This window comes from Kitasatospora sp. NPDC088779, from assembly GCF_040685395.1.
In the GTDB taxonomy this organism is placed as follows: Bacteria; Actinomycetota; Actinomycetes; order Streptomycetales; family Streptomycetaceae; genus Kitasatospora.
In genome coordinates this window covers 1-21,602 of the sequence record NZ_JBFBHW010000040.1, presented here as the reverse complement: position 1 = coordinate 21,602, position 21,602 = coordinate 1, and the positions used below count along the sequence as shown (strand labels likewise).

The following is a 21,602-nucleotide window of genomic DNA, read 5'->3' as shown; positions in this document are numbered from 1 at the left end:
GCCTGGGTGCGGCTTCGACGTGGTGATCGTGGGCGGGTCGCGGAGGGGACCACCCGCTCAGCCCGAGGACTGGCTGGCGGCCAAAACCGCCCCACCGGGCGCAAGTGATGGCACCGGTGATCAATTCGAACGCTTCAGTAGCCAGTGCGATCCGAACCCGACAAGCTGGCGCGGCCGATGTTGCGATTGGAGCGCCGTGATCGAGTACCGCGTTGAAGGCACCGCAGACCATGAGGCCATGTGCGACCGATGTGGGGCGACGTTGAAGCAGGCGATTGTCCTGGCTTCGATGGACTTGGACGGGAATCCGTGTGGGTACCTCAGATACTTCGGCGCGGACTGCGCCGCAACGCTCACGGGGCTGAGTCAGCAGGCCGTTCGCTTGAAGGCCCAGGTTGCTGAGCAAGCGAGGCAGGCGGGGCTCCGCAGGGACCGGAAGCGGGAGGCTGACCGCAGGCTCCAAGAACAGCGCGAACGTGAGTGGTTGCAGGAGAACTATGGCGCGGATGACATGACCGCCGCTGCCGAGAGCAGTGGTAAGGAGTGGCTGACCGTGTTCGACGAGTATTGGGCGTGGGAGATGCGGCAGCCGTAAGGACCACGGCCAAGCTCGGAGCAAAGGGCTGTTGCCATGCCCCATCCGTGCCCCAAAGAGGGGTCAGGAGCGGGAAGTCACGGCAAACAACGGGACGGACAACCAGGCCGTAAGCGGCGCTGAAGGCCACGTAATCGCAGGCCAGGAGTGGTGGAAGGTTCAAGAGGGGACGAGATTCCCAAGCTCAGTGCTCGCCACGCCCTTGACTTTGGCCGCTGAGACTCCGCCGCTGGCTCGCGACCCGTATCATGCAGTTCATATCACGCGGCGCATGGGTGACAGGCAGGGGAGCTCGATAGTGACTGTGAAAATTCCCACCAGGTTTGAGCACATTCTTGGAAGTCGTACGCTAAGCTCGGCTCCGCTCATTATCAAAGTGCAAGCCGACATGAAGAAGTTTGAAATTCTTAGGCGGACTGCCGAAATTCAAAGCGGCGGACTTCTGGCGTTTCTTAGCGGCCTGAGCGGTTGTGGAAAAACCACCTCCGTATGGTCGGCTTCTATTAATATGGCGGACCGTTTTGAGCGGGTCGTCTCAGTGCCAGCAACGGTGCCTCTGCGAGAGGTCGCCCAGTGGATGGGCGAGAACATTTCACAGCCCACTGAAAAGTCCATTCTCGTGTTGATGGATGGCCGAGAGGCATCAGACGACACTGTTGGCCTTCGGCAGTTCATGGCATCCCTTAACCAGTTCCTTCGGAGTCGGTCGGACATCATCGTGTGCTGGCCGACCACTAATGACGACTGGAAGGGCGAGCTGATTCAGCTTGCGCGATCAGTCGGCGGTAGCTCACTTACCCCTGCAAGTGCCGATATTTCAATTTCTGGCCCACCAAAAGAGCAGTGGAGCGATGTCCTCGAAAGGCTGTTTATCCAGCTTGATCAGAGGCTAGAAGACTTGGGAATGGGTGGCGAGACAATTGCTTCGTCGATCGCTTCAAGTAACTCCGTCGGGGAGTTTCTGGCAGCCATTCGGGACGCAATTGCCGAGCGTGTTGACCATGTTCAGGTCACCCGCGATCTCCCTGAGATCCTCTTCGTTGTCACCTCGACGAGCCCGGTCGTGGGTGAGGCGAACCGGCTGCGGCGCGCTGGAACGATGATTCTTAAGGCTGAGGAATTGGTGGGGTACTCCCCCCGCTCTGAAGCCGGCAAGTGGTGGCAGGAGAGGAACTCTGACCCTAGCCACCATCTGGCATATGTGATTTCTCTGTTCCGGGCCAAGCTGGTGACCATGACTCCCAGCTCCGTCGTGTATTCAATTCTTGAATATGGCCCGGGCGATATGCGGGAAGTGATCCGCGAAAAGGGTGTCAACAAAAGCCCCGCCAATGCGGATGCGACCTTCAAGAGTACAGACTTCTATAAGTACATCACGGGAGCTGGGGTGAATGAGCTAACGTCGACTACTAAGGGGAAGACGTCTGATTCCATCCTCGGAGCCTTTGACGTGATTCAAGGGTCATCGGCCCGCCGCCACAAGGCGATAAACCAGGCCATTTGTGCCCTCGCAGAAAAGAATGTTCCCGAATTTAAGGCGAGCCTGGGGGGATTTGAAGTGAACCTGGGCGAGCAGGATATATATGCGGACGCTGTGATTTCAATTGGATTTGATGATATCCATCTTGAATTTCACCATCTGAGCGACGCTCACTGCAGGGCGGCATCGATTTCTGCCTATATCATGAAAAAGCTTCGGGCGTATTCCAACCACTACAACATTACACCTCGATGACCACTGCTTTCCCGGTGGATTGAAGCGCGGGTGTGCCCGTGCCACAGGCGTGCCAGAACAGGCGGTATGTGGCGGTGAATCGCGGGCGCCGGTGGTGCGATGGCCGCGAAACCGGCAGGGTGGCTGAGCCCCAGGTCACGCAGGGTGGCGGACGGCCGTTCTTGTAAAGCGGGGGGTCGTCGGTTCGAGCCCGACAGGGGGCTCAGCGGCGGAAGTGCCAGAAGGGCCAGCTCGCCGGGGATCCGGTGGGGCTGGCCCTTCGTCGTTGCGGGTGGCGTGCCGGAGGCTGTGGGGTGGTGTGGGGTGGTTGGTCAGCTGGGTTCGGGTGCGGGTTCGGTGGGTTCGTTCGGGTCGTCGGACCCTTCCGATTCCTCCGGTTCGTTCGGCGGGCCGGAAAGGGCGGTCTCGCCGCTTTTCCGCCAGGTTGCCGTCACCTTCAGGCTGGCCTTTCCGTCGACTCCCGTCACCGCGCTCACGAGGACTCCCGTCTTGACGGAGAGCTCGATTCCGAATTCGAGCGTGAATTCGTCGGGGGCGGCCGCCCGCAGGCCGGATCGCACGTTGCCGACCACGGTCTGGAGGGTGCTCGCGAGGTCGTCCAGCTGGTAGCTGGGGCGGCGCAGGGCGACGTCCCTGGGCCCGCGCTGCTCCTCGATGCGGGCCCAGAATGTCCCCTCGGGCGTCACTACTTGGACAAGCTCCGACATTTCTCCTCCAAGGGGTGCCGTTGCCGGGGTCGAATTGCCGGAAAACCGGTGACCGGCCCGGGCCGTGGGCCTATCCTTCTTCTTCGCGAGGGGAACTGTATCGGGCGCCGAGGGGTGGCAGGCCATGGATATGGGACAGCGGGCGGCGGGTACTGAACGCATCTACCTCTCCGATGTGGAGCCGCACGCGGCGGCGCCGATCGACCGGGCCTCGGACCTGCGGTCGCGGGTCCTGCTGCATGTCCTCTTCGCCGACACCCTGCTGATCGGCGACTCGCAGGGCCTCAACAACAGGTACTTCCGAGCGCTCGTCGACGCCGAGGAGGCGCGGAAGGTCCGCTGGTCCCCGGGTACGGCGGCGCTCTCGGACTTCGGCGCCCTCCTGGAGGCGGGCCGGCTGCGGGTCGCGCTGCGGGCGGGCGGGACCCTGCACCGGATCAGCGACGGCCACCGGGCCGAGGGCGTGGAGAACGCGCCCGACGTCCCCTACGTGGAGCGGTTGACCGGGGTGTCGTCCGCGCACACGGTGCCGTACGACGGGTCGGCCGTCGCCGCCGCGTTCAAGTCCGGTGTCCTGACGCGGATCGAGGCCGCCGAGCGGGACTTCGCCGGGAGCGCGCGGGAGGCCCTCGAAGCCGCTCGCGCCTGGGTCTCCGAGCAGGATCCGCTGCTCTACAAGCAACTCCGGGACTGGCTGGCCGGCTACCGGAGCGCGCGCCCGGGGGGCAGCGCCGAACTCGTCCTCGTGCTCCAGTCGGTGGACGACTGGGCCGGCGAGTCCTACCGGCGGGCGCTGCCGCAGGCCCTGGGCGTCGGCATGGCCGGCCCGCGCGACGGCGAGGGCACCATCCCGGTCTTCCGGAGCCGGCGACTCGTCGAGTACGCGGGGTTCCCGGCGGTGATGCTCGACAACCTGCTGCTGTCCCAACTTCCGGTGGAGGTGGTGTTCGAGGCGATCGAGCAGCCCTCCCGGGTGGCCCTGGTCGCGGAGTTGGGGCGGCTGCGCCGGGGGATCCAGCCGGACACGGCGGTGCTGCGTTCGGCGGTCGACGAGTTCAGCTCGTGGACGCTGGAGGCGTTCGAGCGCACCTTCCGCCGTGTCGGGGGTCTGGCGTGGGAGCACTTGCGGGGTGAGGTCCGGCTGATGCGCTTCGGGCTGGACGAGGACCCGGTCGCCGGTCGGCTGGGGGCCGGCCTGGAGGTGGTCTCCCCGGCGACCGACGGCGTTCGCGACCTGTCGCTCCACGTGGTGAACGGCCCGGGTGCGGCGGGCCCGGACCCGCAGCGCCGGGCGCAGCCGCGGCCGTTGTGCGAGCTCGATCCCTTCGAGCGGGTGGTCACCCTCTGACCGCCCCGGTCTGCGGGTCGGGGTGGGCCTGGAGGAGGGCGAAGGCGGCCAGGGTGACGCCGCAGGTGATCCGGCCCTGCCGCAGCCAGCGCGCCATCAGGTCGGGGGAGACCCAGACCGGGTCGGTCACCGATTCCATGGCCTCCGGACGGGCGGTGGCGGTGCCCCCGGGGAGCACGGTGGCGCGGCAGACGTGGATGCCGTTCTCGATCAGGCCGGTGTCCGCGTGGATCAGGCCGAGGCTCTCCACGGTGGAGGCGATGAGGCCGGTCTCCTCCCTGAGCTCGCGCGCGGCGGCCTCCTCCGGGGGTTCGCCGGGCTCGCAGCCGCCGCGCGGGAACTCCAGCGAGGCGGCGCCGACCGGGTAGCGGTAGGAGGGCACCAGCGCGATGCCGTCGGGGCCGGTCGCCACCACGACGACGCCGGTCTGCGACCACTGCCACCGGAGGTAGTTGCCGGCCGTGCCGCCCGGGGCGACGACCTCGTCGTTGTAGAGCCGGCCGAAGCGGTTCCCGAAGACCTCGACGGCCTGGCGGCGTCGGATCGGGGCGGGCGCGGCGAGGTCCTGAGAGTCCGTGGGCATCATGCTCCTACCTGCCGTCGTAGGGCCGCAGGTGGCGACGGCCTCACCTGCCATGATTGCCCATGGTCGCCAGCTGCTCCACCCAGTGTGCGCGCTCGTCGGTGAACTCGGTTATCTCCGAGGAGAGTTGGACAAGCATCCGGAGCGAGGACCGTTGTGCGGCGAGCCGTTGCCGGTCGCCGGGCGGAAGGGCGGCGCGCAGCTGTGCGGCTTCCCGCAGCGCGCGGTACGCCTCGTCGTCCCGTCCGGCCCGGACGAGGCCGATCGCCTGCCGGTGCAACGCCTCCGGGAGCCTGGCCAGGTAGCGGCCGGGCTGCTGGTCGGCGAGCTCGCGCAGCAGCGCGAGCGCCCGGTAGCCGGCCGCCACCGCTTCGACGGGTCGGCCGGCCAGTTGCCCGCACCGGGCGAGGAGTTGGAGGCAGGTCAGCAGGGTGTCGTCCTGCCGGGCCCCCGGTTCGGCCTCCTCGCACAGCTCGACGCCGTGCGCGGCCGCGTCGAGGGCGGCGCTCACCTGGCCGTCCTCCATCCGCACCAGGGCCAGGGTGCTCAGCGCCGTCGCGGTGTCCAGGAGGTACGTCTGGCGCAGGGTGTCGTCCCCGTCCGCCCCGGCGAGGAGTTCCTCGTAGTGGGCGACGGCCGACCTGGCGTGTTCGAGCGCCGGTTCGGTCCGGTGGGCGCGGTGCAGCAGGAGGCTCACGTTGTGGAGCGCCCTCGCGTACTCGGGGAGGTGGCGTCCGGTCTGCCGGACGAGGTCCCGGCTGAGGCGGACGGCCTGCTGGGCGGCGGTCAGCGCCGAGTCGCCGGGGCGGACGCCGTCCGCGCCGAGTCCGCCGGGGGCCAGTCCGTCCGAGGCCGGTCCGCCCGGGGCCGGTCCGCCGGGGGCCAGTCCGCCCGGGGCCAGTCCGTCCGCGGCGGGTCCGTCCGGGGCGGTCTCGTCGAGCCGGAGGCTGTAGCTGATGAGGCGGCGCAGCCTGCGCAGCTGGTCCTCCTCGCCGAATTCGGGGTCCGGCTGGTCCAGCAGGCGCTTCAGGACCAGCGCCGCCACCGGCGACATGCTGGAGGGGTAGCCGGGCAGCCGGCTCTCGACGGCGGCGAGGACGTCCGGTCCGCACGCCCGTACGGCGGGCAGCATGAGGGCCGCCAGCGGTTCGGCGTGCGGCAGTACGGCGCCGTTGGCGGCCAGGGCCGGCAGGAGCGCGTCGGGCCGCTCGGCGATGCTCCGGGCCAGTGCGGCGTCCAGGGCCGGGTGGGCGGGGTGGTCCACGACCCGCCCCACCCCGGTGCAGCCGCGGGCACGGGCGAGGATCTCCACGGTCTCGGTGGCCGCCGCGATCCGCTGCTGCGGCGAGGCGGGGTGCGGCGGGTCCAGCAGGGCGAGCAGGTACTCCTCGGAGCGTCCCGAGCTCTCCGGCGTACTCAGCACCCGTCGGACCAGGATCTCGCCGATCCGGCTCGGGCCGACGGGGGCGACCAGGCCGTCCTCGGCCGGGTAGAGCATGCGCAGGAGGGCGTTGACGACGTTCATGTTGAGGGGCGGATGGTGGGGGAACGCCTCGGCCCGGACCCGTTCCAGCAGGGCGATCAGCCGGTCCGAGCGTCGCCCGGGGGCGAGCACCGGGACGAGGAGGAGCCCTTCCGCCAGGAGCCGGCCGGCCTCGCCGGCCAGGGCCGGCTCCGCGGGCAGCCACGCCGTGAGCTGCGCGTGCCAGACCCGGACCTCGTGGTCGCAGAGCCGTTCGAGCGGATCGCCGTGCCCGGACCAGCTGCTTCCCCGGGCGAGGGTGAGGACGGCGTCCAGCGCGAGTGCCAGCACGCCGAGCAGCGAGTCCTCCCGCCCGGCGCGCGACGGAAGGCTCCTCGGTACGGGCAGGCGGTCGTGGCCGAGTCGTCGGGCGAAGACCTCGAAGGCCGAGACGACCAGCGCGGCGGGTGAGGCGTCCCCGGTGGCGGTGGCGGTGGCGGTGGCGGTGGCGGTGGCGGTGGCGGCGGCGGCGGAGGGGACGGAGGGGACGGAGGGGATCGTCCTGGGGAGTTCCACGACGCTGGCGTCGGCCAGTGCCCAGTCGTCGACGCCGCTCTGCAGCGCCCGCCAGAAGGGCTCGGCCGTGCGGGCGAGCAGCAGCAGGCGCAGCCGGGGCTGCTCGGGTCCGAACCGCGAGACGTGGTCCACCAGGGTGCGGATGTCCTCCAGCCGGGCCTGGGCGTAGTCGAAGACGGCGAGGACCGCCAGACCGTCGTCGAGGGCGGTGGTCAGCTCGTCCAGCCACCCCGCCCCCGCGAGGCTGCTGCGCTGTACGAAGCCCGCGAGCCAGCCGTCCTCGGCCATCAGCCGGCACAGTTCGGCGGCGAGCCTGGTCTTGCCGGAGCCGCCAGGCGCGTGGAGCAGGCGCAGCAGCAGCGGGGTCCCGTCGGCGCACCAGGCCCGCAGTTCGGTGAGTTCCGGGCGGTCCACGAAGGGCATCGCGCCCTGCGTCAGCAGCTGGGCGGGGGTCGGCCGGGGCGTCTGGCGGGGCCGGTGGTGTCCGTACGCCCCGAAGAGCCGGACCTGGCGCCCGGCCCGGTCCATCGCCAGGTCGTACCAGGCCGTGCCGGGCCGGTGGCCGAGTCCGTTGCGCCGGGCCAGTTCGGGGAAGCAGGTCCGCACCGCGTCGACGGGGACCATCCAGCCGCCCAGGACGGCCGTCTCGTCGCGGGAGGTCTTGAGCACTCCGCACACCCGCCCGGTGGCGGGGTCGAGCACGAGGCTGCCGCTGAACCCCTGGACGACCTGGTCGCTCTTGAGCCGGACGAAGTGGCCCGCTTCGCCGGAGCGGCCGACGACGGAGAGGTACAGGGTGTCCCGGTGGGTGCCGGCGTCCAGGGTCGCGTCGCTGAATCCGTGGACGATCACGTCCGAGCCGCCGGGGGGCACCTGATCGGCGAGCCAGACGCCTGCGGTGTCCAGCGGTTCGGGGAGCCGGAGCACCGCGAGGTCCGGGTACGCGTAGATGCCGCCGTCCGGGTCCTGCCGCGGTTCCCGGGCGACCACCTCGGCCCGGAGCGTGCGCCCGTGCACCGTCACCGCCGGGTGCGGGTCGGAGCGGACGACGTGGGCGCAGGTCAGCACGGTGTCGGGGGCGACCAGGAAGCCGGTGCCGGAGCTCTCCGCGGTCTCGATCAGCACCGCTTGTTCCGTGGCGAGTCGGCTGACGGCCTCCCGGCGCCGCCGGGTCTCGTTGTCGGGGATCACTCGGGGTCCCTTCGATCGGGGGTGCCAGGGTGTCGTGCCCGGCCGTCGGAATCCAGTGAGGGAGGTGCACCGGGACGTAGTTGACGCAGGGTCCAGCCGTGGGCGCCGGGGGTCAAGGGGGTGGTGTGGGCGGTGAGGAGTTCGGCGGCGCGGCGGTAGGAGAGGCGGGCGCGGCCGGTGTGGGGGCAGCGGTCGGGGGCGGGGGTGCCGGCGGGGGCGCGGCGGTCGGTGAGGAAGAGCGGGCCGGCGGTGCGGCCGGCGACGAGGAGGGGGAGCAGCCGGGCGGTGCCGCTCCGCCAGTGGACGGGGGTGCGGCCGGGCCGGTGGAGGGTGCGGTGCCGGGACAGGTCGAGGTCGTCGGTGTCGAGGGCGAGGACGGTGTCGATGGCGGCGCCTGACTCGTGGAGCAGGTGCCAGAGCGACTGTTCGCGCAGGGGCGCGCGGAGGGTGAAGAGGGCGCGCAGGTCGTCGGGTGTCAGGGGAGTGACGGTCGGTTCGGGCCGCGGGTCGGGGTGCAGGTCGGTGGTGGGGTCGTCGTCGAGCCAGCGCTGGGCCCGCCACCAGGCCACGGCGGCGCGCAGGGTGGAGAGTTCGCGGTTGAGTGTGCGCGGGTCGGTGTCGGCGCGGCGGCGGTCGGCGGCGGTGCGCAGGCGGCGGGCGGCGTCCGGGTGGTCGAGCAGGGCGAGCGGGAGGACGGGCGGCCGGGCGCGCCGCCGTTCGGGGCCGGTGGGGGCGGGGCGGTCGGCGAGGGCCCAGGCCCAGGTGTTCAGGGCGATCCGGTAGATCCGCCGGGAGCCTTCGGCGAGCCCGGAGGCGGCCAGGTAGCGCTCGACGGCGACGGCGTACTCGACCGGGGGGAGCTCTGCCATGGCGGGGCCTCTTCCGCAGTAAATCAACTCGGGTCGGACCCCTGAAGGCTATCTGCGAAGCGCAGTAAATCGCAGATGAACGGCCGTTTTTGAGGCCGTTTACTGCGGCAGTCGGCAGAGCGTGAAATATTGAGGCCAAAAGACTCAACTTTTCCCCGGAAACCCTTGAACGCCGTTCCCGTCCGGAGGCAGACTGCCGCCCATGGCAGTGGATGCGGAACGGATCCCGGCCCGCCGCCGGCGGCTGGGAGACCGGCTCGCCGTGCTGGGCGAGCGCGATTTCGCGTGGTTCTTCGTCGGCTACTCGACCTCCCTCCTCGGCTCCTCGATGGCGCCGGTGGCGGTGGCCTTCGCGGTGCTCGACGGCGGCGGCAGCGGAACCGACCTGGGGTGGGTGATGGCGGCCCGGATCCTGCCGGTGGTGCTGGTGCTGCTGGCCGGCGGGGTGATCGCGGACCGGTTCGGCAGCCGCCGGGTGATGCTGGGCGCGGACGTCCTGCGCGGGCTCGTCCAGGCGGTGTTCGCCGCGCTGCTGACGGCCGGGCGGGCGCCGGTCTGGGCGATGGTCGCGCTGGTGGCGGTGTGGGGGGTCGGGGAGGGGCTGTTCCTGCCGGCGCTCGGGGCGATCGTGCCCGGCCTGGTGCGCCGGAAGGAGCTCCTGGCCGACGCGAACACCCTGCTGGGGCTGGCCCGTTCGGTGGCCACGGTGGCCGGGCCCGCGACGGCCGGCCTGGTGACGGCGACGCAGGGCCCGGCGGTGGTCCTGCTGGCCGACGCGGTGACGTACGGCGTCGGCGCGTTCGCCCTGGCCAGGCTCCGGCTGCCCGACCGGGCGGCGAACGCGGCCGGAGGCGAGCAGTCGATGCTCGCCGAACTGCGGGCCGGCTGGTCGGAGTTCGCCTCCCGGCCGTGGTTCTGGATCACCACCGTCCAGATGGGCCTGTTCAACCTGCTGGTCTGGGCGCCGTTCCTGGTGCTCGGCCCGCTCACCGCGCAGCGGGACCTCGGCGGTGCCCGGGCCTGGGGTCTGGTGATGGGGGTGTACGGCGTCGGCGCGGTGCTGGGCGGGCTGGTGATGCTCGGGCGCCGGCCCGAGCGGCCGCTCGCGGTGGCCACCGTGGCCACGCTGGCCTGGGCGCTGCCCTCCGCCGCGCTCGCGGCCGGTGCGCCGCTGCCGTGGGTGGTGGCCGGCGCGCTGGTGGCGGGGGTCGGCTCGGCGGTCAGCGGGACGCTGCTCAGCACGACGATGCAGAGCTGGGTGCCGCCGGAGGTGCTCGGCCGGGTCAACTCCTTCGGGGCGCTCGGCGCGTTCGTGCTGGGGCCGCTCGGGCTGGCGGCGGCCGGACCGGCGGCGGACCGGATCGGCGTGGACAAGGTGCTGCTGCTCGGTGCGGTCTGGCAACTTGCGGCCGGTACGGTGGTGTTGGCGGTTCCGGCGGTTCGGAACCGCCGGTGGGAGGGGAGCCGGTACGGCGAGGACGGGCGTCACGGCGACCAGGAGGGCGCGCCCTGACCCGCGCTGGTCCGACCTTCCCGGGATCCGCCGACCACCCCCGAACGGCTCCGGGGCGCACCCCCGGCCCCGGTGCGGCCCACCGCGCCCGGCCGGCTCCGGAGCGCGACCAGGTCCGGCCGTCGCACCCCCGCCGCCCGCGGCGGGCGCCGCGGCCGGACCGGTCGTACCGTGGAGGGAGTGGGGGTGGACGGAGGAGGTTTGACCATGCCCGGTTCGCTCACCATCAGCCACCACGAGTCCGCGGCCACCCTGGACCGCACGGACGCCGATCGGCTCGCCACCGTACTGGCGGAGCTGGCGTACCTGCTGGAGATCCCGGGGCCGAACCGGATCAACGACGCGCAGCTCACCCTGCTGTGCGAGGGCCGGGCGCCGGACCGCGCCGAGCTGTCGCACTGGTCCCGGGCGCTCGCGGCCGAGCTGAAGGGGCGGCGCTGACGGCCCCGGTGCCCGCCGCAGCCGACGGTTCCGGTGCCCGCCGACGCCGGAGGCGCGCCGCCCCGCCCGCCGTACGATGGCGTGCGGGGCGGGCGGACGTCGTGCGCCCCGCGGGCGCCGGGGTGGCCGGCGGCCGGTCCGGCGGAGGGTGGGGGCCCGAGCGTGCCGCAGTCCTGGTCGATGTCCTGGCTGACCGTGGAGACGCCGCTGCCCAGCGGCCCGATGCACATCGCCGTGACGCCGCTGGGCGTGGCGGCGGCCGGGTACGGCGGGCGGGAAGGCGAACTGCCGCCGTGCACCGACGCGTCGAAGACCGCCGCCGTCCGGGACCGGATCGGCGCCTATCTGGCGGGCCGCAGCCGTGAGTTGGGCCTGCCGATCGACTGGAGCCTGAGCTCCGGCCCGCACCGCACCGTGCTGCGCACGCTCTGGCGGGAGGTGCCGTACGGCCGGACCATCACCTACGGCGAACTGGCGGCCCTCAGCGGGGTGTTCGAGGACGTGGCCGAGCCCGGTCTGGCGGCGCGGACGGTCGGCCAGATGATGGCCGCCAATCCCGTCGCCCTGCTGGTGCCCTGCCACCGGGTGGTGGCGGCGGACGGGATCGGCGGCTTCGGCGGCGGCCGGGTGGGGATCGACGTGAAGCGCTGGCTGCTCACCCTGGAGGGCGTGCTGGAGCCGACGCTCGACTGGAACGGCCCGCTGTAGCACCGGGGTTGCCGCCGGTTCGGCCGCGCCGAGCCGCGTGTCGCGGGTGAGCCCCGCACGAGCCGCCCGCCGTCGCGTCCGGGCTACCGCTGTCGGACGAGGGAGACCGGGGCGGGCGCCCGGCGCTGTAGCACCGGCTGGATGCCGGAGACCAGCGTGTACTCGACGCCGTGCACGTCCGGATCCACCCCGGTGGGCTCCGGCCGTTCGCCGAGCGCCAGCCGGACGGCGTCCCAGGGCAGATTGAGGCCGCACAGCCGCAGCTGGTGGAGCCCGGCGGCGGGCCGGGTGTTGACGTCGATCACCACCGGTCGCCCGACCAGTTCGCGGAACTGGATGTTGGACAGGTAGGCCATCCGGCCCGCCCCGACCAGGCGCCGGACCGGCTCCAGGTACCGCGGATCGGTGGTGAAGCCGCGGCGGCGGCCCGCCTTGGTGCGGCCGACCACGGTGAGCGGGTGGCCGGCCCGGTCGGCGAGGCAGTCCACCGAGACCTCCGGCCCGTCCAGGTAGGGCATCACCAGCAGGTCGACGGGCTCGTCCCGCTCGTCCTCCTCGTCCCCCGCGCCCGGTCGGGCGGACAGGGCGGCGGCCACCTGCTCGACCTGGACCCGGTGGTCCCAGCCGTGAAGCCGCCGCGGCCCGTACGGGTCCCGGGTGAGCACCCGGAAGCCCGCGCCGCCCGCGCCGGTGGTGGGTTTGAGGCAGGCGGTGTGCCCGGCGGCCTCGATCCGGTCGACGGCGTCGAGCAGTTCGTCGGCGGTGCGCACCCGCCACCAGGGCGGGGTGGGCAGTCCGGCGGCGGCGATCGCCCGGTAGCCGTCGGCCTTGCTGGTGTAGGTGGCGATGGCGGTGGCCGGCGGGCAGAGCAGGGTGGTGCCGATCGCCTCGAACTCCGGCCGGGCGAGGGCGATGGCGAGCTGGTGCAGCTGCGGGAGGAAGACGGTTATGGAGTGCCGGGCGCAGTAGTCGAGCGCGTAGCCGACGTAGGCGTCGGCGGGCAGGTCGGCGGGTTCCAGGGTGCCGTGGTCGGCGGCGGCGAGCACCGGGGAGTCGGGGTCGGCGTGGGTCGCGTGCACCGCCACCGGGCGAGGGGCGGTGCGGAGTTGTTCGATGAAGAAGACGTTCTCGGCGTAGGTGCGGTTGAGCCAGACACGGACGGGGGCTGTCAAGACTGCCTCCCAGGGCATGGGGTGACGAAGGGTCAGGGCTCGTGGTCGGCCGTGCTCGTCAACTGGCCTGGCGGCCCTGTGAGGTGGCACCTTAGCGGCCGGCTCCCCGGGCCCGGACGGGAGGGGCGCCGTGTGTGCGGGCGTCAAGGGGTGGCGACGGAGGGGGTGTCGATGGGGGAAGATGGGAGGCGGTATTCCCGATAAGTTCGAATAATCTGTCGAACAGATATCGATCGAGTGATCCAGTCGTACTATTTGTTCGGTTATCCCGAACCACTCGAATGAGTGATTGCGGCATGCACCCGAATGGGCCCACCATGAAGCTGCAACATGAATGCGCAAGGCGACACTTCATCGGGCATGCGAAGGGCTCCCCCTATGTCGACCGAAACCAATGCCGGTGTTCCCGCGCCCAGCGCGCAACCTGAGATCCGGCAGCAGCAGAGTCTGAGCACGGCGGGTGCGCGGAACCTCGCCACGACCACCAAGTCCGCGCCGCAGATGCAGGGCATCAGCCCGCGCTGGCTGCTCAGGACGCTGCCCTGGGTGCAGGTGTCCGGCGGTGCCTACCGGGTCAACCGCCGCCTGCGCTACTCGGTCGGCCGCGGTCGGGTGAGCTTCGTCAAGACCGGCTCCGAGGTGCGGATCGTCCCGCCGACGCTGGCCGAGGTGCCGGTGCTGCGCGGCTTCCAGGACGAGGCCGTCCTGACGGAGCTGGCCGGGCGCTTCGTCCAGCGGGAGTTCGCCGCCGGCGACGTACTGGTCTCCGCCGGTGCGACGATCAACGAGGTCTTCCTCATCGCGCACGGCAAGCTCGAACGGCTCGGCACCGGCAAGTACGGCGAGGAGACGGTGGTCGGCACCCTCGCCGACGGCGACCACCTCGGCGACGAGGCCCTCCAGCAGGAGGAGGGCACCTGGCCGTACACCGTCCGGGCCGCCACCTCCGGCACCGTGATGGCGCTCTCCTGGCCCGCCTTCCAGGAGCTCCACGACCGCTCCGAAGCCCTGCAACTGCAGGTCATCGAGTACCTGAACGGCTTCCAGCAGGCGCAGAACAAGCACGGCGAGGCCGCGATCGACCTCTCCGCCGGCCACCGGGGCGAGTACGAGCTGCCCGGCGCCTTCGTGGACTACGAGCTCAAGCCCCGCGAGTACGAGCTGAGCGTCGCGCAGACCATCCTCAAGGTGCACTCCCGCGTCGCGGACCTCTACAACCAGCCGATGAACCAGACCGAGCACCAGCTCCGGCTGACCATCGAGGCGCTGCGCGAGCGCCAGGAGCACGAGCTCGTCAACAACCCCGAGTTCGGCCTGCTGGAGAACGCCGCGTACGACCAGCGGATCCAGACCCACTCCGGCCCGCCCACCCCGGACGACATGGACGAGCTGCTCAGCCGCCGACGCGGCACCAAGATGTTCCTCGCCCACCCCAAGGCCATCGCCGCCTTCGGCCGCGAGTGCAACAAGCGCGGCCTCGTCCCCGGCACGGTCGAGGTCGAGGGCAAGCACGTCACGGCCTGGCGCGGGGTGCCGGTCTTCCCGTGCAACAAGATCCCGATCGTCGGCGGGCACACCAGCTCGATCATGGCGCTGCGCGTCGGCGAGGACAACCAGGGCGTCGTCGGCCTGCATCAGACCGGAATTCCGGACGAGTACCAGCCGAGCCTTTCGGTGCGGTTCATGGGAATCGACGACAAGGCCATCATTTCCTACCTGGTCAGCGCCTATTACTCCGCCGCGATTCTCGTCCCGGACGCGGTCGGCGTCCTGGAGAACGTGGACGTCGCGCAGCGCTAGGCGCTGTCCGGGGCGCGGCTCCGTCATTCCGGCCGGGCGCGCGATATCCGGGCACGCGCCCAGGCCCCGGGGCCGGGCACCGACCGACCGGAGCCGGTCGGAATTCCACGCCGCCCGGTCGGGGCACCCACACCCCGGCCGGGCGGTGCGCCGCGGCACGTCCGGAAAGCGGGCCGGCCGCCGACTGGCCCGGCCGCCGACCGGGTCGGCCGACCCACGACCGGCACCTCACACCAGGCCGCCTCACCGCAGGCCGACAGGGGGAGAAACCCATGACGAGCTCCACACTGGAGCGGGACCACAAAGAGGGGAACGAGGCGGCGGACGTCCTCGCCCGGGCCCGCAACCTGGTCGATCCGGTCCTGCGGGCCGCCGTCGACTCACTGCCCGGCGCGATGCGCAAGGTCGCCGGCTACCACTTCGGCTGGTGGGAGGCGGACGGCTCGCCCGTCGAGGCCCCCTCCGGCAAGGCGATCCGGCCCGCCATGGTCCTCGCCGCCGCCCAGGCGCTCGGCGGCACGGCCGCCGAGGCCACCGCCGCGGCCGCCGCCGTCGAGCTGGTGCACAACTTCACGCTGCTCCACGACGACGTCATCGACCGGGACGAGACGCGCCGCCACCGGCCCACCGCCTGGCGGGTGTTCGGCACCACCGAGGCCATCCTGGCCGGGGACGCCATGCACTCGCTGGCACTGCGCCTGCTCGCCGAGGACGCCCACCCGGCCGCCCGCAGTTCGGTCCGCCGGCTCACCGACTGCGTGGTCGAGCTGTGCGAGGGCCAGCAGATCGACTGCGCCTTCGAGCAGCGCAGCGACGTCTCGCTCGCCGAGTGCCTGGCGATGGCGGAGGCCAAGACCGGAGCCCTGCTCGGCGCCGCCTGCGCGATGGGCGCCCTGTACGGCGGTGGGTCGGAGGAGGCCGTGCAGGCGATGGACGGCTTCGGCCGGGAGATCGGCCTGGCGTTCCAGCTGATCGACGACCTGATCGGCATCTGGGGCGATCCGGCGGTGACCGGCAAACCGGTGGGCGCGGACCTGGTCGCCCGGAAGAAGTCGCTGCCGGTGGTCGCGGCGCTGGGCTCCGGCACCCCCGAGGGGGCCCGGCTCGCCGGGCTGTACGCCCTCGAACGCCAGCTCAGCCCTGAGGAGTTGGCACAGTGCGCGGCGTCCGTCGAAGGCGCCGGCGGCCGCGGCTGGGCGCAGGGCGAGTCCTGCGAGCGGATGGCGGCGGCGATGGCGCAGCTGGCCACGGCCGTCCCGGAGCCGTCGGCGGCCGACGAACTGCTGGTGCTGGCCGAACTGGTCACCCGCCGCAGCCACTGACCGGTCTCGTCCGACCGGGCTGGTCCGACCGGACTCGGCTGACCGGACTCGTCGGGAGCGGGAAGTCGGCCGGCCCGACTTCCCGCTCCGGGCCCGGAGCCTCAGCGCCGGTGGCCGGTGGCTGCCGGGCGCCCGGGAAGCGTCGGGCCACCCGACATGCTGACCCGTCCCGCCCCGCATAGCATCCCCTATGTACTCGTATGTCCAGAATTCCGGTGCGCGCCTGCGCCGCCGGCCTTCCGTGTACTGGGGAGAGCGACGAGCATGGCCAACCCGGCACTCGTGGACCCGGCCACGATCCGCGCGACCGCCGCCGAGGCCTGGATCCGTGGCTACCCGATCCTGCGGAACTACCGCACCCTGTACGCACAGGCACTGGACGACGCGGACCCGGGGTACGTCGGCGGCTTCGGCGTCTTCCGCCACCGCTCGCAGCCGTTCACTCCGGCCGACACCGACGTCGCCTCCCCCGACAACGACACACTGCACTCCTGGGCCTGGCTCGACCTGCGCGCCGAGCCGTGGGTGGTGTCCGTCCCGGCCGCGGACCGCTACTACGTCCTCCCGCTGCACGAACTCGACACCGTGTACGCCGGGTTCGTCGGTGCCCGGAGCACCGGCCAGGAGGCCGGCGACTACCTGGTGGCCGGCCCCGACTGGCAGGGCGAGCCCCCGCCCGGCGTCCGGGGAGTGCTCCGCACCGCCACCCGCCTGGTCGGCATCCTCGGCCGAACCCACCTCACCGGCGACACCCCCGCGGACGTCGCCGACCTGAAGGCCGTCCAGCAGCAGTACCGGCTGCGCCCGCTGCACGAGTACGCCGGCACCCCGGCGCCCGCCCCCGCGTCGGAGCCGGTCTGGCCGGTCTGGCGCGAGGAGGTGCTGGACACCGTCGAGTTCCTCAGCTTCCTCGACTTCCTGCTCGGCTTCTTCCCGCTCCGCGGGCCCGTCGAGCTGCCGCCCGCCGAGGTCGACCTGCGCGGCCGCCTCACCGACCTCGGCGTCGACGGGCGCGGCGAGTTCGAGCCCGCCACGCTGCCGATCGAGGTCCGGGCCGAGATCGAGCGCGGCATCGCGGACGGCCGCGCACGGCTGGAGCGCGCCGCCGCCGAATCCGAACCCACCAGCCCGGCCGCGCTCTTCGGCACCCGTGAGCGGATCGGCGGGGACTTCCTCCGACAGGCCCTCGGCGCCAGGCTCGGCCGCTACGGGCTGCCCACCGAGGAGACCTGGTGCGGCGGTTGGGCGGCGGACAGCGCGGGCAACCGGCCGCCGAACGCCAGCGACCGCGATTACGTCGTCCGCTTCGGCCCGGACGACCTGCCGCCGGCCCGGTACTTCTGGTCCGCCACCATGTACGCGCTCCCGGACCGCCTGCTGGTCGACAACACCCTGGACCGCTACGCGATCGGCGACCGCACCCCCGGCCTGGTCCGCGACCCGGACGGCGGACTCACCCTCCACCTCCGGCACAAGCGGCCCGCCGACGCCCAGCAATCCGCCAACTGGCTGCCCGCCCCGGATGGCCCGTTCACGGTCGTCGTCCGGCTCCACGGCCCGGACCGGTCCGTCCTCGACGGCCGTTGGCGCCTCCCGCCGCTCGATCCGAGCTGACCCGCAGCGCAGAAAAGCGCAGAAATCCGCACCGCAGAAATCCGCACCGCAGCGACCGCGCCGACCGGACGAAGGACACCCCGATGAACCACCCCGAGCTGGAGGCCCTGGCCGCCGACGCCTACGTCTACGGCTACCCGCTCGTCGCCGACCTCACCATGGTCGAGCGCTTCTCCAGGGGCGGCCTGGGCACCCTGCCGGCGGCGTCGTTCAACCACTTCAGCCACGCCACCCGGCTGGCCGGGCCCAAGGACCACTTCGTCTCGGTCAACAACGACACCCTCTACTCGATCGCCCAGCTCGACCTCTCCGAAGGCCCGCAGGTGCTGCGCGTCCCGGACACCGCGGGCGCCTACTACGTGCTGCAGGTCGTCGGCGCGTGGACGGACAACGTCGCCTACGTCGGCAGCCGAGCCACCGGCACCGGCGAGCAGACCTGGCTGATCGTCCCTCCCGGCTGGCACGGCACCCCGTCCGACCCGGCCCGGGTGATCGAGGCGCCGACCAGGGTGGCGACCGTCGTCGGCCGCTTCGCCTGCACCGGGCCGGACGACCTCCCCCGGGTCAAGGCCCTCCAGAAGGCCCTCACCCTGGAGCCGCTGGAGCCCGGCGGGCTGGTCGCCGGACTGCCCGAGCCCGATCCGGAGGTGCCCGAGCGGCTGGCCTTCTTCGAGCGGCTTCGGGTCTGGATGCAGGCCTTCCCGCCGGCCGGTCCTGACGTCGAGTACCAGCAGCGCTTCGCCCCGCTCGGCCTGCTCGACGAGGGCACCTCGCCGTACCGCGCGGCCGCCGCGGACTGGACCCTCGCGCTGGCCAAGGGCCTGGCCGCCGGCCGCGAACGGGTCGAGGACGCCACCCGCCCGCCCGAGGACCACCCGCCCGGCGAGTGGCGCTCGGCTCTCCACCTGTTCGACTACAACATCGACCACCTGGGCCCCGGCACCCTCGACGACCCCGAGTGGCGCATCCCCGACCGCCGCGCCGGCTACCTCAGCCGGGCCGCCGCCGCCCGGGCCGGCCTCTGGGGCAACCACGCCTACGAGGCCTCGTTCGCGATGACCTACGACGACTCCGGCGGCCGCCCGCTCAGCGGTGCGCACCGCTACACACTGCGGTTCGACCAGCCACCGCCCGCCGAGGCGTTCTGGTCCGTCACGATGTACGCGCTGCCGGACTACTACCTGGTGGACAACCCGATCGAGCGCTACGCGATCGGCGACCGCACCCCGGGCCTGGTGTACGGCGCGGACGGCTCGCTCACCCTGACGCTCCAGCACGAGCAGCCCGAGGACGAGGTGGAGGCGGCCAACTGGTTGCCCGCCCCGGTCGGCGAGTTCCGGCCGATCATCCGGCTCTACCAGCCGAAGCCGGCCGTGCTGGACGGCAGTTACCGGGTGCCGCCGATCGACCGGAGCTGACCGCCGTCGCCGCTGGGCGCGGACGTCGAGGGGGACACCGGACGCTCAGTGCGGAGCCGGGGTCGCGGTGCCCGTCGCGGTGCCCGAGGGCGGTGGCGAGGACGGGTGCGCCGACGCCGACGCCGACGCCGACGCCGACGCCGACGCCGACGCCGACGCCGAAGGCGAAGGCGACGCCGAGGACGACGCCGACGCCGAGGGAGCGCCGGCCGACGGCGACCCCGACGGGGACGGAGCCGCCGTGGCCGTCACCGACGGCTGCGGGGAACTGCTCGGCTGCGGGTCCGCCGTGGCCGACGCCGACGCCTCCGGTGCGGCGGGGGAGGAGGCCGAGCCGCCCCGGTTGTGCGGTCCGCCCTCCAGGGTGACGACCGCCTGCGAGGGCGGCAGCGCGATCCGGGCGGTCCAGTGCGCCGTGGGCGCGAGGTCCTCGTCCACGGTGACGGTCACGGTGATCCGCTGGCCCGGTGCGAGGGTGCCGGAGTCGCGGCTGAGCCGCAGCCAGGCGGCGTCCGTCACGGCGTGCCAGTGGATCTCGGTGGTGCCGGAGTCGGTGAGGGTGAGGATGGTCCGGCTGCCGTACTCGGCGGCCTCGACGGTGAGGAGTCCGACCGGGGCCGGTTCGGCTCCGCCCGGGCCGCCCCCGGTCGGCGCCTGTCCGACGGCGGGGGCGGGGGCGGCGACCAGGGCCGGACTGCCGATCGGGGTCGCCCCGCGGGCCGGTACCGGGACCGCCGGGCCCTGGAGGGTCAGCCGTGGAAAGGCAAGGGGCAACGTTTCTGCACCGATCACCCCGGCACCCACCGCCCCCGCACCCGCCAGCTCCATCCCCGGCACCCCCGGCAGCCCCGTGCCCGCCGGTGCGCCCGCCGTCGGCCACGGCTTCGACGGCTGCTGCCCGCCCGTCCGCCCGGCCTCCTCGACCCGCACCGTGGACACCGCGGACGCCGTCCCCGACCCGCCGCTCCGGTGCCCCGCCCACAGGGCGACCACCGGCGCCGCCAGGACGGCCGCGAGCACCCCGGTGGTCACCACCCGCCGACGCACCGCCAGTGCCCGGCCCGCGTCCGGCGCCCGGTGCCGGGGGAAGCCGCCCTGGTCGAACCGCAGCCCCGACTCGGCCGCCGGCACCGCCCCCGCCCGCCGCACCGCACCGACCGCCGACGGCAGGTGGCCGATCACCGACGGCAGGTGGGCCGCTCCGGCGCCCGGGGGCGCCGGAGCGGGGGCGGGAGCCGCCAGCAGCGGCAGCCCGGACATCCCCGCCGCGCCCTCCGTCGCCGCACCGGCCACCCGCCCCGCCGTCCCCCGGCAGGTCGGGCAGTCCACCACGTGCTGCACCAGCTCCCGGCGCAGCGCCGGGCCGAGCACCCAGTCCCGCCAGGACTCCGCCCCGGCCCCGCCGAGCCGGTCCAGTTCCGGGCAGCTGCCCACCCCGAGCACCAGCAACGCCGCCCTGGTCCTGGCCACCTCCGCCTCGGCGGCGGCGAGCAGCGCGCGGGTCCGCTCGAACGGCAGGCCCAGCACCGCCGCCACCTCGTGCGGGGTCAGCCGGTGCCGGACGGACAGCTCCAGCGCCTCGCGCTGCTCCGGGTCGGTGCCGGCCGCCTCCGGCCAGGCGAGCGAGGCCAGCTCGCGCCGCCGCCGGGCCGCCTCGGCCTCGGTCGGCTCCGCCGTGGCGTCCCGTCCGGCGCCGCCCGCGAGCCGCCGCAGGCAGCAGTACCGGGCCAGCGAGAACAGCCAGGCCCGGACCAGCCCGGGCTCGGTCAGCCGGGCGCCGTGCCGCCGTGCCAGTTCGCGGGCCTCGCGCAGGGCGCCGGTGGCCGCGTCGTGCTCGCACAGCACCGAGAGGCAGTAGGTGAACAGGCCGTCCACCTGCCGGTCGTACGCCGCCAGCACGGCGGCCGGCGGCCCTTCAGTACGCGTTGTCACCCGTCCGACGGTAGAGACGGCGGGCGGCGCACCCCGGCCGTTCGCCGTGTATGTACTTCTTTCGGGTAACAACATCGCCCATCTGTGTGGGTTTGGGCCCGGCTCCGGTGGAGCAAGGCGTTGTCGGACCCAGGCGCTACGGTGGGCCGCATGGCTGCCCGTACCAAGACCACCGCCAAGCCGCGCCCGGCGTACCGCTGCACCGAGTGCGGCAACCAGCTGCCCAAGTGGGTCGGCCGCTGCCCGGAGTGCAACGCCTGGGGCACGGTCGAGGAGTACGGCGCGGTGCCGATCCGGACGACCGCCGCGGGCCCGGTCAGCTCGCCGGCCCGTCCGATCGGCCAGGTGGACGGCCAGGTCGCGACGGCCCGCTCGACGGGCGTGCCGGAACTGGACAGGGTGCTCGGGGGCGGGCTGGTCCCCGGCGCGGTCGTCCTGCTGGCCGGCGAGCCCGGCGTCGGCAAGTCCACCCTGCTGCTGGACGTGGGGGGCCAGGCCGCCCCCCCCCCGCCCCCCCCCCCCGGACCCCCCCCCCGGCCCCCCGCCCGGGAGGGGCCGCGGGGCCGCCCCCCGGGCACACCGCACGCCCGGCCCCCCCCACACCCCCCCCCGTCCC

17 protein-coding genes and 1 tRNA gene are annotated in these 21,602 nt (G+C 72.9%); 12 read left to right on the top strand and 6 right to left on the bottom strand.

All coding sequences use genetic code 11. From position 1 onward, the window contains the following. Positions 1 to 196 precede the first annotated feature (196 nt). From AB0P03_RS29740 to AB0P03_RS29730, 3 genes are all read left to right on the top strand, one after another. Positions 197 to 595 carry a hypothetical protein gene (locus tag AB0P03_RS29740; protein WP_363631756.1) on the top strand — a complete coding sequence of 133 codons (399 nt, stop codon included), beginning with the start codon at positions 197 to 199 and terminating at the stop codon, positions 593 to 595. A 388-nt stretch (positions 596 to 983) separates the two neighbouring features. Beyond that, complete coding sequence (locus tag AB0P03_RS29735) at positions 984 to 2,330, top strand: hypothetical protein (protein WP_363631755.1); 1,347 nt, start codon at positions 984 to 986, stop codon at positions 2,328 to 2,330. Positions 2,331 to 2,455: 125 nt separating this feature from the next. Beyond that, a tRNA-Thr gene (locus tag AB0P03_RS29730) sits at positions 2,456 to 2,535 on the top strand. A 106-nt stretch (positions 2,536 to 2,641) separates the two neighbouring features. Here the strand turns inward: AB0P03_RS29730 and AB0P03_RS29725 are convergent. Next, positions 2,642 to 3,016, bottom strand: coding sequence for a CU044_2847 family protein (locus AB0P03_RS29725; protein WP_363631753.1), 375 nt, complete (start codon positions 3,014 to 3,016; stop codon positions 2,642 to 2,644). A 145-nt stretch (positions 3,017 to 3,161) separates the two neighbouring features. Here AB0P03_RS29725 and AB0P03_RS29720 point away from each other — a divergent pair, with 145 nt between their 5' ends. Continuing rightward, entirely contained in the window at positions 3,162 to 4,385 is a 1,224-nt protein-coding gene (locus AB0P03_RS29720) for a hypothetical protein (protein WP_363631751.1), read from the top strand. Here AB0P03_RS29720 and AB0P03_RS29715 read toward each other — a convergent pair. Genes AB0P03_RS29715 through AB0P03_RS29705 form a run of 3 tightly spaced genes read right to left on the bottom strand, consistent with a single transcriptional unit; the run spans position 4,375 to position 9,066 of the window. Next, on the bottom strand, positions 4,375 to 4,968 hold the full coding sequence (locus AB0P03_RS29715) for an NUDIX hydrolase (RefSeq protein ID WP_363631749.1): 594 nt from the start codon (positions 4,966 to 4,968) through the stop codon (positions 4,375 to 4,377). The two genes, AB0P03_RS29720 and AB0P03_RS29715, sit on opposite strands and share 11 nt — an antisense overlap. A gap of 43 nt (positions 4,969 to 5,011) precedes the next feature. After that, positions 5,012 to 8,197 carry a trypsin-like peptidase domain-containing protein gene (locus AB0P03_RS29710; RefSeq protein WP_363631747.1) on the bottom strand — a complete coding sequence of 1,062 codons (3,186 nt, stop codon included), beginning with the start codon at positions 8,195 to 8,197 and terminating at the stop codon, positions 5,012 to 5,014. Continuing rightward, positions 8,194 to 9,066, bottom strand: coding sequence for a hypothetical protein (locus AB0P03_RS29705; protein WP_363631745.1), 873 nt, complete (start codon positions 9,064 to 9,066; stop codon positions 8,194 to 8,196). The genes AB0P03_RS29710 and AB0P03_RS29705 overlap by 4 nt, the downstream gene beginning before the upstream one ends. A gap of 202 nt (positions 9,067 to 9,268) precedes the next feature. Here AB0P03_RS29705 and AB0P03_RS29700 point away from each other — a divergent pair, with 202 nt between their 5' ends. From AB0P03_RS29700 to AB0P03_RS29690, 3 genes are all read left to right on the top strand, one after another. After that, on the top strand, positions 9,269 to 10,579 hold the full coding sequence (locus tag AB0P03_RS29700; RefSeq protein ID WP_363582184.1) for an MFS transporter: 1,311 nt from the start codon (positions 9,269 to 9,271) through the stop codon (positions 10,577 to 10,579). Between the two features lie 207 nt (positions 10,580 to 10,786). Then, positions 10,787 to 11,020: a hypothetical protein gene (locus AB0P03_RS29695; RefSeq protein ID WP_363582182.1), complete on the top strand. Its 234-nt coding sequence runs from the start codon at positions 10,787 to 10,789 to the stop codon at positions 11,018 to 11,020. Between the two features lie 162 nt (positions 11,021 to 11,182). Beyond that, positions 11,183 to 11,728: a methylated-DNA--[protein]-cysteine S-methyltransferase gene (locus AB0P03_RS29690; protein ID WP_363631744.1), complete on the top strand. Its 546-nt coding sequence runs from the start codon at positions 11,183 to 11,185 to the stop codon at positions 11,726 to 11,728. 83 nt (positions 11,729 to 11,811) lie between these two features. Here the strand turns inward: AB0P03_RS29690 and AB0P03_RS29685 are convergent, their stop codons facing one another. After that, positions 11,812 to 12,900, bottom strand: coding sequence for an ATP-grasp domain-containing protein (locus tag AB0P03_RS29685; RefSeq protein WP_363631743.1), 1,089 nt, complete (start codon positions 12,898 to 12,900; stop codon positions 11,812 to 11,814). Between the two features lie 378 nt (positions 12,901 to 13,278). On the opposite strand from AB0P03_RS29685, the gene AB0P03_RS29680 reads away from it, so the two are divergent. The 4 genes from AB0P03_RS29680 to AB0P03_RS29665 all read left to right on the top strand — a co-directional run bounded on the left by AB0P03_RS29680 (position 13,279) and on the right by AB0P03_RS29665 (position 19,054). Continuing rightward, complete coding sequence (locus tag AB0P03_RS29680; RefSeq protein WP_363631741.1) at positions 13,279 to 14,700, top strand: family 2B encapsulin nanocompartment shell protein; 1,422 nt, start codon at positions 13,279 to 13,281, stop codon at positions 14,698 to 14,700. 272 nt (positions 14,701 to 14,972) lie between these two features. Beyond that, entirely contained in the window at positions 14,973 to 16,022 is a 1,050-nt protein-coding gene (locus AB0P03_RS29675; RefSeq protein WP_363631739.1) for a family 2 encapsulin nanocompartment cargo protein polyprenyl transferase, read from the top strand. A 264-nt stretch (positions 16,023 to 16,286) separates the two neighbouring features. Then, entirely contained in the window at positions 16,287 to 17,636 is a 1,350-nt protein-coding gene (locus tag AB0P03_RS29670; RefSeq protein ID WP_363631738.1) for a DUF1254 domain-containing protein, read from the top strand. A gap of 83 nt (positions 17,637 to 17,719) precedes the next feature. After that, the gene (locus tag AB0P03_RS29665; protein ID WP_363582171.1) at positions 17,720 to 19,054 is read left to right on the top strand and encodes a DUF1254 domain-containing protein; all 1,335 of its coding nucleotides are present in this window, start codon (positions 17,720 to 17,722) and stop codon (positions 19,052 to 19,054) included. Between the two features lie 45 nt (positions 19,055 to 19,099). Here the strand turns inward: AB0P03_RS29665 and AB0P03_RS29660 are convergent, their stop codons facing one another. Then, the gene (locus AB0P03_RS29660) at positions 19,100 to 20,986 is read right to left on the bottom strand and encodes a hypothetical protein (RefSeq protein WP_363631736.1); all 1,887 of its coding nucleotides are present in this window, start codon (positions 20,984 to 20,986) and stop codon (positions 19,100 to 19,102) included. Positions 20,987 to 21,136: 150 nt separating this feature from the next. Here AB0P03_RS29660 and AB0P03_RS29655 point away from each other — a divergent pair. Further along, positions 21,137 to 21,602, top strand: a 466-nt coding sequence (locus AB0P03_RS29655) for an ATPase domain-containing protein (RefSeq protein WP_363631734.1), incomplete at its 3' end; no start/stop codon positions are given.